16 protein-coding genes are annotated in these 15,650 nt (G+C 32.6%); 10 read left to right on the top strand and 6 right to left on the bottom strand.

The features are described from left to right. The coding region (locus ACWVCY_RS06895; protein ID WP_455141450.1) for a helix-hairpin-helix domain-containing protein at positions 1-271 on the top strand (271 nt) is incomplete at its 5' end. Positions 272-273: 2 nt separating this feature from the next. Here the strand turns inward: ACWVCY_RS06895 and ACWVCY_RS06890 are convergent. After that, complete coding sequence (locus ACWVCY_RS06890; RefSeq protein ID WP_455141449.1) at positions 274-624, bottom strand: hypothetical protein; 351 nt, start codon at positions 622-624, stop codon at positions 274-276. 191 nt (positions 625-815) lie between these two features. On the opposite strand from ACWVCY_RS06890, the gene ACWVCY_RS06885 reads away from it, so the two are divergent. Further along, positions 816-1,058, top strand: coding sequence for a hypothetical protein (locus ACWVCY_RS06885; protein ID WP_455141447.1), 243 nt, complete (start codon positions 816-818; stop codon positions 1,056-1,058). A 32-nt stretch (positions 1,059-1,090) separates the two neighbouring features. On the opposite strand, the gene ACWVCY_RS06880 is transcribed toward ACWVCY_RS06885, so the two are convergent. Beyond that, positions 1,091-2,239, bottom strand: coding sequence for a hypothetical protein (locus ACWVCY_RS06880; protein ID WP_455141445.1), 1,149 nt, complete (start codon positions 2,237-2,239; stop codon positions 1,091-1,093). A gap of 95 nt (positions 2,240-2,334) precedes the next feature. On the opposite strand from ACWVCY_RS06880, the gene ACWVCY_RS06875 reads away from it, so the two are divergent. The 4 genes from ACWVCY_RS06875 (at position 2,335) to priS (ending at position 7,292) form a co-directional block, all read left to right on the top strand. Next, positions 2,335-3,489: a lysylphosphatidylglycerol synthase transmembrane domain-containing protein gene (locus ACWVCY_RS06875; protein WP_455141443.1), complete on the top strand. Its 1,155-nt coding sequence runs from the start codon at positions 2,335-2,337 to the stop codon at positions 3,487-3,489. A gap of 187 nt (positions 3,490-3,676) precedes the next feature. Further along, the gene (locus ACWVCY_RS06870) at positions 3,677-4,753 is read left to right on the top strand and encodes a PHP domain-containing protein (protein ID WP_455141441.1); all 1,077 of its coding nucleotides are present in this window, start codon (positions 3,677-3,679) and stop codon (positions 4,751-4,753) included. Positions 4,754-4,974: 221 nt separating this feature from the next. Beyond that, positions 4,975-6,303, top strand: a complete 1,329-nt coding sequence (locus tag ACWVCY_RS06865; protein ID WP_455141440.1) for a hypothetical protein — start codon at positions 4,975-4,977, stop codon at positions 6,301-6,303. Further along, positions 6,300-7,292: a DNA primase catalytic subunit PriS gene (gene priS, locus ACWVCY_RS06860; RefSeq protein ID WP_455141438.1), complete on the top strand. Its 993-nt coding sequence runs from the start codon at positions 6,300-6,302 to the stop codon at positions 7,290-7,292. Before ACWVCY_RS06865 ends, priS begins: the two co-directional genes overlap by 4 nt. 22 nt (positions 7,293-7,314) lie before the next feature. On the opposite strand, the gene ACWVCY_RS06855 is transcribed toward priS, so the two are convergent. Then, positions 7,315-8,460 (bottom strand): B12-binding domain-containing protein, encoded by a 1,146-nt coding sequence (locus tag ACWVCY_RS06855; protein WP_455141437.1) that lies wholly within the window; start codon positions 8,458-8,460, stop codon positions 7,315-7,317. A gap of 191 nt (positions 8,461-8,651) precedes the next feature. Beyond that, complete coding sequence (locus tag ACWVCY_RS06850; RefSeq protein WP_455141435.1) at positions 8,652-9,593, bottom strand: phytoene/squalene synthase family protein; 942 nt, start codon at positions 9,591-9,593, stop codon at positions 8,652-8,654. A 165-nt stretch (positions 9,594-9,758) separates the two neighbouring features. Here ACWVCY_RS06850 and ACWVCY_RS06845 point away from each other — a divergent pair, with 165 nt between their 5' ends. From ACWVCY_RS06845 to ACWVCY_RS06830, 4 genes are all read left to right on the top strand, one after another. Then, a complete protein-coding gene (locus ACWVCY_RS06845) occupies positions 9,759-11,273 on the top strand; it encodes a phytoene desaturase (protein ID WP_455141433.1) in 1,515 nt (504 codons plus the stop codon). A 29-nt stretch (positions 11,274-11,302) separates the two neighbouring features. Further along, positions 11,303-12,115, top strand: a complete 813-nt coding sequence (locus ACWVCY_RS06840; RefSeq protein ID WP_455141432.1) for a lycopene cyclase domain-containing protein — start codon at positions 11,303-11,305, stop codon at positions 12,113-12,115. An 84-nt stretch (positions 12,116-12,199) separates the two neighbouring features. Continuing rightward, complete coding sequence (locus ACWVCY_RS06835) at positions 12,200-13,180, top strand: MBL fold metallo-hydrolase (protein ID WP_455141430.1); 981 nt, start codon at positions 12,200-12,202, stop codon at positions 13,178-13,180. Positions 13,181-13,195: 15 nt separating this feature from the next. Further along, positions 13,196-14,194: a Rieske 2Fe-2S domain-containing protein gene (locus ACWVCY_RS06830; RefSeq protein ID WP_455141428.1), complete on the top strand. Its 999-nt coding sequence runs from the start codon at positions 13,196-13,198 to the stop codon at positions 14,192-14,194. Between the two features lie 32 nt (positions 14,195-14,226). On the opposite strand, the gene ACWVCY_RS06825 is transcribed toward ACWVCY_RS06830, so the two are convergent. Together ACWVCY_RS06825 and ACWVCY_RS06820 are read right to left on the bottom strand one after the other, a co-directional pair. Further along, positions 14,227-14,853 (bottom strand): class I SAM-dependent methyltransferase, encoded by a 627-nt coding sequence (locus ACWVCY_RS06825; protein ID WP_455141426.1) that lies wholly within the window; start codon positions 14,851-14,853, stop codon positions 14,227-14,229. Between the two features lie 273 nt (positions 14,854-15,126). Continuing rightward, on the bottom strand, positions 15,127-15,650 hold a 524-nt coding region (locus ACWVCY_RS06820), incomplete at its 5' end, for a hypothetical protein (RefSeq protein ID WP_455141424.1).

The following is a 15,650-nucleotide window of genomic DNA, read 5'->3' as shown; positions in this document are numbered from 1 at the left end:
TGAACAAGAAGAAAGATCCTCAGATTATCAATTACCATCTGTAACAAGGAAAGAACAAACAATAGAAGATATTCAATTGCTCATTTTAGCAGCAATTCCTGGTATAAATATCAATAAAGCTCACAGGCTATTAGAAAAATTTGGATCACTGTTAGAAATTGCTAATGCCACCTTAGACGAACTTGCCTCGGTACCGAGTATTGGCAAGAAACTGGCTAACCGAATTAAAAAAGTATTTATTTCTTCCAGCAAAGAAAAATTATCCTTGTAGACTTATTTTTGCTGTTCAATCTGAACAACAACTTCTTCTAACCGAGTGTAAAACATTTCTAAAGTTTCTTTCATATGAGCAGCAAATCGCGTCTGATTTTCTCTAAATTCTTTGATATTCTCTTCTAGTGATTTAAGAGATCCTTCTAAAGCTTGAATTCGACTATTAGCGTTTCTATTTTCAAAAGAAGATTCTATAGCTCGTAATTGTTCTTCTACTCGTGTTATATTATCTTTTAAATCTTCTAGATCATTATTTACACCTTCAAGAAGAACTTTTAATCCCTTAGCTGTAACTAATTTACCCCAAGGCGTATCTACAACAATATTTTCTTCTTGATCTTTATCATTCAAATTCAAGGCCTCATATAAAAATATCAAATAAGCTAACTGGTCTTGAGTAAAATAAGGTGAATCATTTATTTAAAGATAACTATAATTAGGATTTTATATCTATAATATTGGAAAAAGAGGATTATAAGCAAACCTTTTTCAAGTTGAATCTAAGAGGTTTTTTCACTGAATTTTCTTAGGCGAAACCGATCATGTCCCCAAAAGATGACATTGTCAATCTAAATTGCGAACCCTGTTCTATTTGTAAACGAGCTATACCCTTAAAGATGAAAAGATCAGATTATAAACCATCAATTTCAGGTGTATGTCAAGTCGTTGATATTCATGGATTAAAAGAACCTCAAAGACATGTTCGGATCTTATATGTAGACGAACGATTTTCAGTTCGTAGTATTTCAGTTATTTCAACAATCGCTGATATACTTCCTAAATAATAGATTAAAAATAATGTTATTAATTTCTAAAATCAATCATCCAGAGCCTTATTTAAGTTAAACGATTTGTACCCTTCCTTGAATAACCACCAGAAAGGAATTGTAATAAATAGTTCTGTTGCATAGAAAGGAAGAATTAACATAACTAAAAATGAGAAATGCATAATTTTCTCGTATGAGGTTTTTTTTCGAAGAATAATAGCTGTTCCAAAAAGAATGAAGCACACAAAGAATAAATATAGCATTTCAAGAGAAAAAAATTTTAGAATTTCTATCAATAATGGGCCTACTGATTGAGCGACCTCTTCCCGGACTCCAACAACACCTTGATAAATAAATACCGAAATAAATACCTCAAATACATTAAAAGGAAAAGAAATCAAGAATAGACATAAACTAGAGGTGATATAAGGGCTTAATAGTTCTAGTCCTTTTTTCCAGTTATTTTTTTTATCTTTTAAGAATATTACTTCCTTAATTGATTCAATCATATAAATAACAATGATTATTCCTACCATGTATTTAACAGAAGCAGCAAAAACATATAATATCATTCCGAGATTCTTTTTTTGCTTAATTTCATGAAAGTAATATCCTATTGTGAAAAAAAACCACATAAGGATAGAATTGGTAAATAAGAAAGGAATGATTAAAAGAAGATAAAATGGAGCTAGTTTCGCATGTGGCCATTTTACAATTTGTGTGACAAACCAATACCCAAGGATAACAAGACCTAAATGAAGAGGAACAAACCAGTAAGTGGCTAAAAATGGATAGAAAAAAGACCCTGCAAGCACATAGAAAAGTGAATAAGTAAGAAGGTCAGGAGGGAAATAATGATATCGACCCAGAATTACTCCAGAAGGAGTATGATGAACTACTACATTATCAACATAAGGATTTTTTCCTTGTAAGAAAGCTTGGACTCCTGAAGTAATCGCATCATCGACATCAGTGTTCCAAATCGCATAAGAAAAAAGAAGAAAAAGGAAGAGAATAATTGTAATTATAGTAATTAAATAAAAAATTATATTCTGAGTTAAGTACATATTAAATAGTCTTTTTAAGCGACCTTCCTTAGAATCTGTATGATAGACTAACCAAGCAATCCATAATGTGATAAAAATTGAATTATATAAGATGGGGCCTAAGGAGGTGAAAATGAATTCAGAGAGATCCATAAATATCCCTCATTTATGAATGGGATTCAAATATCAATATGATCCAGAAGAATATTTGAAGCTCTCGCCTCGTACCCTTTGATGAGGCCAATCTTTTGGATAGATCATCAGAGACATTAACTTCCGAACCGTCTTACTCTCTTCGTCAAGCTTTTGATAAAAAAACTATAGTACTAATTGGATTTGCTGCCATAGCCCTTTTATTCTATTTATTTCTTGAAAAAATCAATATTTTCAATATGATTAATGTAATTTTGGATGCAAATTTAATATTGCTTATTATTGGAGCATTATTCACATTTATTGCAGTATTATGTGATACTCTGGCTTGGAAGATTTTAATGGGGATTTCCTCCATCAATCCTTCTATACTATCTACCTATCGCATTCAGTTATCCTCTTTTTCATATGGATTGCTTATACCTAGTGCAGGAGCAGTTGAAGCAGTTATGAGAGTGGCATTAGGAACACAGGAATTCGTTAATGAAAAAGATAACCGAAATGCAACCAGCGGAGAAATTTTATCTAGTGTAGTTGCTCATAAATTATGTGGTTTACTTTCATTCATTCCAATTTCTGCTTTTGTTTCTATAGCTATTTTACAATACTTAAGTGACATTGTAGAACGACGGAGTGGAGTTGCATTATCAGCGGAATTTGCGGTTCTGTTTGTAGCAATAATTTCATTGATTTCATTAATTGTATTGACCCTTATTGCTTTAATAGCTAAATCTCCTATAAAGGCAAATCGGTTTATTTCTACATTACTCCAAATGCTATCATATTTACCTTTAATTGGAAACTATGCCGAGAAGGCAATTGTTCCTTCCCAAAGAATAGTTGAGGATTTTGGAGTTCAATTTACCTATTTAGCTCAAAATAAATTACTGTCATTCTTTGCTCTTATTTTGACCTTCTTTTCACAACTTGCCCATTGGGGTTCAATATTATTTATATTGCACGCTATCGACATCCCAATATTCTTAGATCAAGTTGCTGCAGTAAATTTCCTTGGCGGTACAGTTGATTTTATTCCAGTTGGAATTCCCGGTATGGCTGGACTCAAAGAAATTTCTTTATCGGTTTTTTTAAAAGAAGCAAATTTTGGTATAAGCTCAACCTTGGCAACATCCGGAGCAATATTGGTTCAGCTAGTAAAGTTTTATTTTCTGATTATCGTGGGAATCATGGTTTATATTTTTGGTAAAACCCGAATTAAGACTCATCCCTTTAATGTAAACGAAACTTAAGAAATCTAAGAGATAAGGACTAGTCTGTATGTTATTCCACTTTAAAAAGGTAATATCTATCCTCGGTCATAGCAAAGTATCAGTTTTAAATGGAAAAAAATGAAAATTAAAACGAAACTTTAAAATCAGATAAAAGTCGGAAGATTATTGCAAGTATTCAAAGATAATCTGGTGAGAGTATTTAGTTATGAGCGAAATGATAAAAGCAGATCTCCATTCTCATACCCATTACTCTCTACTACGGATTCCCCGATTAAGAGGAGACCACTTTTTTCAAGATTCAGCAATTTCACCAAAGCTTTTAGTTAAACTTGCTCGACATAAAAAACTTGGTGCTATTGCTATTACTGATCATGATAATATGAACGGAGTCAAGTCTTTCCTACATTATGCCTCAAAATACAAGGATATTATCCCTATTGTTGGACAAGAAGTTACAAAATATGATCGAAAAGGTCGTGGCTGGGCACACGTTTTAACATATGGACTCAGAAAAATTCCATGGGAAATTCGATTTAAACCATTACCTGAATTTTTAGAGTACCTAGATGACAACAATGCAGTCTATGTTTTAGCTCATCCTTTTGATCTTTCCCAAAGTGCACCAGCTGGAGGATATGATCGAAAAACCTATAAAATTAAGTTTTCTGTCTTAAAACGATTTGGGATGATTGAGGTTGTAAATGGTTTACAACCAAAACGTCACAATTACCTTGCTCAGATTATTGCCAGAGAACTTGACCTACCTGGTATTGCGGGAGGGGATAATCACCAACCTAAGATGGTTGGTCGTTGTTATACTTATGTAAACGGATTTAATGAAGAGGAAATTCTGGAGTTTCTCAGAAAGGTGAAGAAATCTCCTTCAAGAATTAATCTCAAGACATTCGGAACTGGGTCACATTATAAAATTTGGTCAGATTGGTTTACTTATTTACTCCAGCATTTAGAGCATAATATTCGTTTTGATATTTATCGTCATTTAAATATCCAAAAACAGCTTAACATAAAAGATCCAGTTTATGACCGATTATTTTTTGATACACCTATGTTACCAAAAATTCTTATTCAGGCTGCATTACCATATTTCTATTGGGGACTACAAGCAGGATTAAAAATATGGGCACCACGTATGGAGCAAAGAACAACTAAAAAAGAGCTTTATTTATTTCGTTCTCTCATAGATTATCAGGGGTTAAATGAAAACCATCAATTTTCCCCCTCAGAACTCTCTTACCCTGATGAAGAATTATTACTTCTCTAACTAATTAAATTAATAATACAGATAAAATTTTTTTAAGTAATTAGATTTCCTTATTTTATACAAATATATTTTTTGTCCTATTAAATTATTTAATGATCAAAAAAGAGAAAAGTTATCAGAAATATTGAGTAATATAAAAGCCTTATTCTCCCCCACTTGAAAAGAAATGCCAATAGAATAGGTTTATAAAGGAAATTTAAAAAATTTTGTAGGTATTTGCTGTGTCACTCCCAAATTGGTTCATTCTTCAATCCCCTCCTAATCTTAATATTGAAATTCGGGAATGGAAACAACTTGCTTTGCATCGTGTCAAATTACTAGAAAATTTACCGTCAAATCCATCTCAAGTAATACGAGATAATTTTCCAACTTATGAGGATTCATTAAATGAAATTTATGAACAGTACCGTTTAGGAGCTTACCTTCTTCGCCTTGTAGCAGCAACAAATAGGAGCTTGGAAGCCTGGTTAATTGAATCTGAAGGAGATTTGTTCGAAAGACTTTATTTTGATCGAACCACTCCTGACCAAAAACGAGCGATATTTAAAAGGGTATTTGGGGAACAAAATGTCATGGAATATGAAGAATTTAAGAATTCAAGAGATGAATCTAAGAATGTGATACTGGCAAAATTATACAATGATTATATTTCAGGATTACGGAGAGGGGCATCACGGGACTTTTTAATTTGTGTTCACTTTTCACAAGTACCATGGATGATTTCCAACCGAAAAGGGTATTTGAGAAAAGGATGGGTTGTATCAAACGAAAATTCATTCCGGGGGAGCCTTAAAAAGGCGTTTGAAAAATCCCTTCAGATGGAAATTGAAAGTAGTCAGAATTTACTCGGTGTAAGGGAGGATATTGACGAAGCTGTCCAAGAACTGGAGCAACAATTAGCAAAACATACCCAAATTCGTTCTCGATTTTCATCCGAGGATTTAGTAGGTTCTTTGCTTCATAACCACCCTGAAATTTTTCCTCCTTGTATGATTTATCTTTCAACTGAACTAGAATCCACTAGAAGACTGACTCATACCAAGAGACTTCAACTTGGGTTTTTTTTAAAACGAGTAGGGATGTCTGTAGAAGAGCAATTGAACTACTGGTTTGAAAAGTCTATTGACAATGTGAACATAAGTTACAGTGAATTTCTTCGTACATCAGGTTATCAAATCCGTCATCTTTATGGCTTAGAGGGAGGAAAAAAGGATTATAATGTTCCTAAATGTTCGACAATTGCCACAAGCTATTTCTGTCCTTTCATTCATCTTGATCCAGAATCTTTACATGAATTTTTGGCTGAAAATCATTTAACAAAAGCTCATTCAGTAGAGATTTCTTCTAATTTAATTGATCAATTAGTTGAACAGAGTTCAAAAGATCCTACTTCCTCATGTACTAAATATTTTTCATATATTTATAATCGAACCCCCTATAGAAAAATTGTTCATCCCTTACAATGGGTACGGATTTCTAGTAAAATAATTGGAATTTATAATGTAGAAAACCAAGAACCCAAGGAAGAAACAAAGAGGGAGACCCAATGAGTCAAAGTTCAAGAGAAATGGCTATTCGTGATTATTATGCTTCTTTTTTTGACATAAAAGGGTTAGAAAGAGTTATTGATTTCAAAACTTTTCGTACACGTGAATTTGGATTTGCTTCTTCAGACAACAAATTCTTCCGAAATATTTCCTTTGAAGATCCCTCAGCACTGCATGATTTTCTTGTTGATCGTACACCACTTCATGCATATGTCGGAGCTGTTTATGACAATCCTCCAACACGCCAATCTCCAATTCATACGCTAGGTTGGTTAGGTCATGAATTAGTATTTGACATTGATCTTAATGAATATGATGCTGTAAGAAATTATATCTGTACATGTCAGGGAGCAGATCAGCTTTGCAATCGATGTTGGCAATTAATTACTCTTGCTATTAACATCATCGATGAAACACTTCGGCTAGATTTCGGTATGGAAGACATTGTTTGGGTTTTTTCAGGTCGACGTGGTATTCACGGGTGGGTAACTGATTCCTGTGGTTTTAATTTAACCCAAGAACAACGGATGTCGATTATCGATTATCTCACCGTAATTCATGGTGAAGAAGAAACAGCACGGGTAGAGGATCGTAAAGAACTTCCCGAAGATTTTCGAAAACGTGTCGAGTATAACGTTTTTCGGGCTTTTCTCACAGATGTTAAACGGAAGGATTTATTAAATGTAGGTTTAACTACTTCCAGAGCATCAAACATTATTAGTCTTATTAAACATCAAGATGGGAAAATTGATGAAATAGTTTTCAGAGAATTCAACATAAATCTTGCGAGAAGCAATAAATATGATGAAATACTTCGTCGTTGGGTTCCACGAATTGATCACAAAGTAACAATTGATACACGGAGATTACTGCGTCTACCTTTCTCAATCCATGGTAAAACAGGACGTATCGCACGTATTCTCTCAACTCAGGAAATTTTAAACTTTAATCCAGAGCAAGAACCGTCTATTTACCCAAATATTGTTGGATGAAGTTATTTTTTATCTCAAAAAATCAATAGCAGGAATCATTGTCATTTTTCCTTCTTTTGAAAGAACTAGTGAAAAATTGAAAAAGATCTTCAGGGGTAATAATTACATTATTTGCTCCTGGAAATTTATTTCGATCCTCTTCTAATAAACCCTTTCCTCCAATCACTATTCCAACAGCGTCTCCAAACTCTTTTCGAAGTAAAATAATGTCACGCTTCAATGTACCCCGATATATAGATTGAGTAATAGAAAGAAAAATCCATTTTGGAGTTCCTTTTTCCTGAAGGTAACGAATTAAAGCCTTAATAGGGAGGGGTTTAGCAAGATTAATCACATAGTATGAGTAATCTGTAAATAGTAATTCTAAAGCGAGTAAACTTAATGTATGAAATTCTCCTTCAACTGAGACTAAAATGATTACTTCCCCTTTGATGTTATTCCGTTGATTAATTAATTCAATCATTATTTTCTCCATCCTAGCAGAAATAATATGTTCGTCTACAGTTGACAATTCAGCACTTTCCCAGAGATTACCAACTTGGGTCATTAAAGGACTAAGGTAACCAGTTACAAAAGTGAAAATATCATGTGTTAATGGTAATAAATTCTTAAAAAATTCAACATGATCATATGAATTTGAACTTAAATAAGAAATATCTTCATTTAGATTCCTATCTATAATTACTGGTTCTTTAGATAATCTTTTCTGAAATTTCTCCTCAATAAATTCTTCTTCTACTAATTCATCTTTATGACGATACTTTTCGGTAATTATGTCTCCCGTTAACCAAATAACGGTATATCTACCTCTCTTAAGGGGTCGTCGACAAATTTCAATAAGATTTTTTAATTGAAGTTCATGAATTGCATTAGAAATAGTATTCCGTTTAAGAAAGCTATTTTTAACTATTTCCGAGACTGGAATTTCACGATTACGATTCTTCCTTAAATAATTTAAAATAAAGTCTTGGGAACTGACTACTTTAAAAACTGGGTGTGATGATTCGGTTTCCTCTTCAGTAATGAAGCCTTTTTCCATTAATCGGGAAATAATTCCTTTGATTTTAGAATTGTCTACCTTGAACTCATTTTTTAACTCATCATAATGTACAATAATTTTTCGATTCTTTCTTAAAGACAGAATAATTTTTTCGTCAAGTTTAAGCATAAAAATCTTCTCTGTTCAAAAAATTATTGCTAATCTATTCCTGTAAAAGCTACTACTTTACTTTCTGTCAGTTTAAATCCCTTATTACGTCATAAATAATTTTTTTATTGTGTGTAAAAGCAATTTTTTATCATTTTTTTTCTATATAACTTAATTCATCTTTATTCTATACAAAGAATCAGGGAAGATGATCATAATTTTCCAATGAAGGACAATCGAACTTTTAAAGCAATTATAACTTTTCTAAGCTTTGAAACGACGGCTCTTTGTTTCAATATCTGATAATTGCGACGTTTAATTTCATTTAATATTTCACCATAGACACGTGATGCAACTTTGACAGTGTAAGCAGCGCTGGGGGGTAATTTTTTAATTCCTAAATCCGCACGATTGTAATATGATCGTGCTTTTTTTGTTTCAAATTTGATTAGTGCAATTAAGTTCTTCGAAATCTCTCTGTCTTCTAAATCTGCTTTGGTAACCCCATAGAGGTTTCGTGTTTCTTCAGGTAAATAAATACGCCCTTTATTGTAATCTTCTTTTATATCTCGTAGAATATTGGTCAATTGCATAGCTTTTCCTAAATCAGCAGCTCTAGCAAGAACTTGGGGTTCAGGATTGCTAATGAAGATTGTTGTCATCATTAATCCTACAGTAGATGCAACACGATACATATAAAGGTCTAGTTCATCCTCAGAATAATATTCAGATTTATTTAGATCCATTCGGACGCCTTCAATTAGTTCATGCATATATTCGACAGGAATACGGTGTTTTTTAATTGTGTCTCCAAATGCATGAAGGATTGGATTTGTTGAGGTATATCCATTTGAAAGGTTGATCACTATTTGCTTTAAATGATCTAAGCTTGCATTAATTTCTTCGATTGATGTCTCTTCAGAAGCTTCGTCTACAATATCGTCAGTTAAGCGACAAAAAGCATACAAAGCAGCAACACTTTTACGTTGATCATCTGGGAGAAACCTTGATGCAAAGAAAAATGATTTGCTATGAACTGACATCCAATCAAGACAAAATTTATAGGATTCATCTAATGAACTAATCACGTTATACTTAGCATTAATTCTTTCAGGGAGTAACTGTATATTTTCCAGCTTTTCATTAGCATACATTTTCTGTAAACTCTCTTTTGACTTTTGAGAACACTAGATAAAATTTTTAAGTTCATGTAGTATAATTTAGTTCATGAATATAAATATTTTGTTGAAACTTAAAATTCTCGTTCATAATTAATAAATGATTTTAATGACATATTTACTGTGAAGGCGGAAATTTTAATGAAAAAATTGAATACAAAAAAAAGAATCGTAATTATAGGCTCTGGATTCGGTGGGCTAGCAGCTGCAATCCGATTACAGCACGAAGGATATAATGTAACAATACTAGAAAAACTAGATCAGATAGGTGGAAGAGCAAGGGTGTTCAAACAAGATGGATTTGTATTTGATGCAGGTCCAACAGTAATAACTGCCCCTCAAATATTTAAGGATCTTTTCGAATTAGCTGGAAAAAATATTGATGATTACGTAAAATTCTTTCCAGTAGAACCCTACTATCGGGTTTATTTTAATGATAAGACATATTTTGATTATTCACATCCAGATAAAAATATTCCTCAAATCGAAGTTCTTAGTCCCGAGGATGTTGAGGGCTATAAGAAGATGATTAGGACTGTTAAACCAATTTATGAGAAAGGTTTTGAAGAGCTATCATTTCAACCCTTTATTTCCTTCTGGTCAATGTTAAAAGTTGCTCCAGCCCTTATTCGATTGCAATCATACAGATCTAATTATGAATTTGTCTCGAAATATATTAAGAATGATAAGCTTAGAATGGTTTTTAGCTTCCATCCATTATTAATCGGGGGAAATCCGTTTTCCGTTCCGTCTATTTATAGTCTTATTCAATATTTAGAAAAAGAATTTGGTATTTGGTTTGCTAAAGGGGGAACAACATCACTGGTTCACGCATTAGCAAGGTTATTTCATGAATTAGGGGGAAAAATAGTTGTTAATAGCGAAGTGAAGGAAATTTTAATTGAAAATAGAGAGGTAAGAGGTGTAAAGACGACATCTGGGGAAACAATTTCTGCAGATCTTATAGTTTCAAATGTTGATCCTGCATTTACCTATACTCAATTAATCGATAAAAATTGGAGAAAAAAGAACAAAGATAAACGATATTCTAAAGCAAAATATTCTATGAGTCTTGTTGTTATCTATTTTGGGACAAAAAAGCAATATCCAGATATGAAACATCATACAATCATTTTAGGTCCACGGTACAAGGAACTATTGGAAGATATCTTTAATAAAAAAGTTTTAAGTGAGGATTTCAGTTCTTATTTACATGTTCCAACACGAACAGACCCAAGTTTAGCTCCTGAAGGTCATGAAGCCTTTTATATTCTTATTCCTGTTCCAAATTTGGATTCTAAAGACGATTGGACCAGAATTGCTACCCCATTTAAAGAAAAGATACTTAAATTCTTAGATAAAAATTACTTGCCAGGATTACTTGATAATATTGTTACTGATCGAATTCTAACTCCTTTGGATTTTAAGAAAGATTATAGTAGCTATAAAGGTACTGGATTTTCCTTAGAACCGGTTTTTACTCAGTCAGCATGGTTTAGACCCCATAACAAATCTGAAGATATTAAAGGATTGTATCTTGTAGGTGCAGGAACTCATCCAGGAGCAGGTTTACCAGGAGTAGTTTCTAGTGCTAAAGTTACTACTGATTTAATATTAAAAACTCATAACAATTATAATAAGAATGATAATCCCTAACAGAATTACTTTTACCTGAGGTGCGAAGTATGTTGAATTATCCCTTTTTCTTAATTTTATTTGTTATTATACCTCTAATCGTTGGCTTTATATTATTCATAGGCATCGTGCGATTAAAACAATCAAATAATCAGAGTTATTTTCCAACTTTTCAAAGAATAGGATTTTTAATATTCCTCCTAGCTTTGATTGCTGTAATTTATACTACACCTTGGGATAATTATCTGGTTGCTTCTGAAGTATGGAGTTATGATCCTGATAAAATCTTAGGTATAATCATCGGATATGTTCCATTTGAAGAGTACATGTTTTTTATTTTACAGACCTTTTTAATAGGTTTGACATTCATCCTGATTTATAGGCAATTTTCTGGAAAAATCTCAAAGAGTAAGGAGTCAGTAATGAAAATGGGTCTAAAAAATCTATTGGTGATTCTTCCAGTTCTCTCAATCTGGGTAATCTCTTTAGTCACTTTTTTTTCGCAAATTGAGAGTTTAAATTATTTAAATTTGATACTACTATGGGCTTTACCTCCCATCTCTGTTCAACTTCTCTTTGGAGCAGATATATTGTGGGAAATGAAAATTCCAGTTTCATTAACTATAGGACTAGGTACAATTTATTTTGCTATTACCGATGCAATTGCTATTCAAGATGGAATTTGGGAAATCTCACCATTTCAAACGATAAATATTCTCTTGGGTGGCATCCTACCTATTGAAGAATTCACATTTTTCTTAGTTACAAATGTTCTGATCACATTTGGATTATCATTACTTATTTCACAGAGGAGTTATGAAAGAATTACTGGAATCCAAAATTGGATTAAAACAAGGTTATAATCGAATAAAAGATAAAATCAAACTAAATAGAGAAATTATCTTAGTATTAATTCTCAATAAATATCCTTGAGTGGTACAGTAACAATGGAGATTATTCCACTTGCAGCTGAGTCTCTTGGTTCACGAGGAATGTGCGTTTTTATAAAAACAGAAGATCAGAAAATTTTAATAGATCCTTCAGTTTCCCTAGGGCCGTTAAGATATAGCTTGAAACCACACTTAAAGGAAATCGCTGCAGCCTATTTATCACGCCAATTGATCCTGAAAGCAGTAAAAAATACCTCGATAATCATACAAACACATTATCACGGAGATCATTTTACATTAGGGGTTAATAGGCCATATGAATTTACAAATCAAGAAATGCAAAATAAAATCTATGGAAATACAGACAAAATTATATTAGCCAAAGATCCTAAGAAGAATATTAATTATAATCAGAAGAAAAGAGCATACTGGTTATGGAAAAAAAAGATTACAATCCATTCAGCAGATAATAATCAATTCATATATGGTAAGACACGAATAATATGTTCTCTTCCCTTACCCCATGGGAAAGAAGGGTCTCATTCTGGATGGGTTATTTCTGTTTTCATTGAAGATTCGCAGGATAGTGTCTTATTTACATCCGATGTCCATGGTTTAGAAAGTGAGGCAGCCCTTAACTTTATCTTGAAATATAAATCAAACCATTTAATTCTGGATGGTCCCTCAACTTATCATCCAAAACAAACTGAAGAGGACACAAGAATGGCATTTAATAGAATTAAAAGAATCTTAAATAATCAATTTTATCTGGATCATCATTTTCTAAGAGATAAAAATTGGAGACAGATTTTAATAGAACAAAATCTTGAAAATAAGGCTCTACCTTTATCAAGTTTATTCATAAAGGAACCATTATGCTTGGAAAGCCTTCGAGATGAGCTACATGACCAAATGCCAATGAGTGAATTTGGAATAAATTTTTACACATTTTTTCAAGAGCAACAGGAAAAAGTACTACCAATAATTAAGGATCAAGCTACTTTGCTACCATTCGCAAATCTTGAAAAGCTTCTTTAAACAGGAGTAATTATTATGATACCTAACCAGTGGTACGCAGTTATAGAATCTCGTGAGATAAAGAGAGGAGAGGTTCTAGGAGTAACCCGAATGGGAATGAAATTAGCATTTTGGAGAACGAGTGATAATAGCCTTTATTGCATTAAAGATCAATGCATTCATCGAGGAGCAGCCTTGAGTAAAGGAGATGTGATTCATCATCATTTACAGTGTCCTTTTCATGGATTCGAGTATGATTATACTGGGAAAGTAAAGATAATTCCAGCTATAGGAAGAAATTCGAAAGTACCAGAATATTTTAAACAAGACACCTTTACTATAAAAGAAATCGGTGGATTAGTATTTCTTTGGTGGGGTGAACCTGAAATTGATCCAAAGAATCTTCCAACGATTCCAATGTTTAAGGAATTAACTGAAAAAAGCTTTAAATATAATACAATAACTGATCATTGGGCAGTTCATTATTCTTTGGCAATTGAAAACCAACTTGATGTCGTTCACTTACCTTTTGTCCACAAAACTACAATTGGGAGAGGAAATCGTACAGTTGTTCTTGGACCAGGAGTTGAGCTACTAGATGAAAATGGGGTAAATGAACTCCAAGTTTGGGTTCGTAATGAACAAGATGTAGGGCAAAACTCCATTCAAAAGGAAATTCCAAGAATCAATAATGCGATGCTTTATTTCAGGTTTCCAAACATTTGGATGAATAGAATCAGTGATAATATAAGAATTTTTGTTGCATTTAGTCCTATAGATGATATGAATACACTTATGTATGTTAGATTTTATCAAAAGGGAGGACTTTCATTTTTCCGATCCTTTTTTGGAAAATTAGGAGCTCTAGGTAATCGAATCATACTTAGACAGGATAAAAGAGTAGTACTTACTCAGAATCCGAAAAAATCCTCATATTCAATGGTTGAACAGAAATTAATTCATGGAGATAGACCAATAATTGAATATCGGAAATTAAGAAGCGAATTAAAAGCTCGAATAAAGTCTTCTTTATAAGGAATTATTAGCACTTTAATTCAACCATATGATTAATCAAAAATGATTTTTTTCGCTGCTACTCCAAGCCATCCAGGAACATGTCGTGTTTTTACAATCTTTAATTTAAACTTATAAAAAAGGCTTAGAAACTCCTTAAGGCTTAAAGGTTTTTCATAGCCAAAGATCCATTGCCCCGTGCCAACAAGATATATTTTATTGATTTTGTAAAACAAATCAGGAGTTGGTACCCAGCATATTAGCCAACCTCCTACTTTAACATGTTTTACATGATTTTCAAACACAACAAATTGTTCTTTTTCTGTAAAATGCTCAAGAAGACCATGGGAATGAACAAAATCGAACTTTTTATAGAGATTTATTCTTAAGACGCTTTCTAAATGCGTTATTACATTAATTTTTGCCTGAGAATAGGTAAATACCGCCATAGAAAGAGCCTGTTTAGAGTGATCAACTAATGTGGGGATTAATTGAAAATTTTTAGCAAGACGAAGAGAAATTTGACCTGTTGATGAACCAAGTTCTAGTAATTGACCTTTTGGTATGTCCAATCCTGATAATAAAATCCTATAATTCCGCCAAACTGTGAAAAAGTAATGAGCTCGAATAATTGGTGAATAACTGATATGTGCGTAGTGATCCCAATCAGCTTGAGTCATTTTCGTTAATATCCAATATCAGAATTTGGTTCTTTAAAGAGGGTGGATCCATAAGAATTTTATCATGTAATAGCTACATTTATGGAAATATCATTCTGCATTATGCATACATAGTTACATAAACCGAAGAAAAGATGATCTTTGAGATAAGTTTTTATGTTTTTCAACTAAGTGGAGCCATTCTTATGTTGCTAGTATTGAAAATGAAAAAAAATTGAACAATAAGAATTCTAGATTCCTTAACACTGTTTAAATCTGTTTTATTTTTATGATTTAAAATTTCTTTTTCTTTTTCAAGCGATGTAAAGTTAGCACTGATAGCAAAATGATTGAAACAATCCAAGAAAACCCAAATGTAATAAGAGGGATTTGGGTTAAGGTACTTAGGGTCGTTGTTGGGTTTATTGCTGATTTTATTGAGGTAATTTTCGATGTTGATAAGTCTTCGGTAGATTGGGTTGTGGTAGTTTGTGATGTTGATGGTTCTTCAGTTAATTGAGTTAAGGTAGTTTCTGAAGTTATCAGTTCATCAGATTGATAATAAATTAATTTAAGAAATGGATATTCATAAGCGAATGGAGGAAATCTCTCTACTATTAAAGGTTGTGTGTAACGTACGAATCGGGGGCCATGGTAAGAAATAGTTACCTGATGGATGTACATGATATCGACAAGAGTTAGTGTTTCAGTAGACCAATAACTGAAGAACGGTTGCAGTTCAATTCCCCATTGTTCCCAAAACTGGCCCAGAGGTATTATTGGGCTTGCAAATTTTAAGAGAGCTTTGGATTGATTTA

This window comes from Candidatus Hodarchaeum mangrovi (assembly GCF_975850365.1).
Note: the sequence above shows the minus strand (reverse complement) of the source record. Positions and strands in the feature narration are given on the sequence as shown.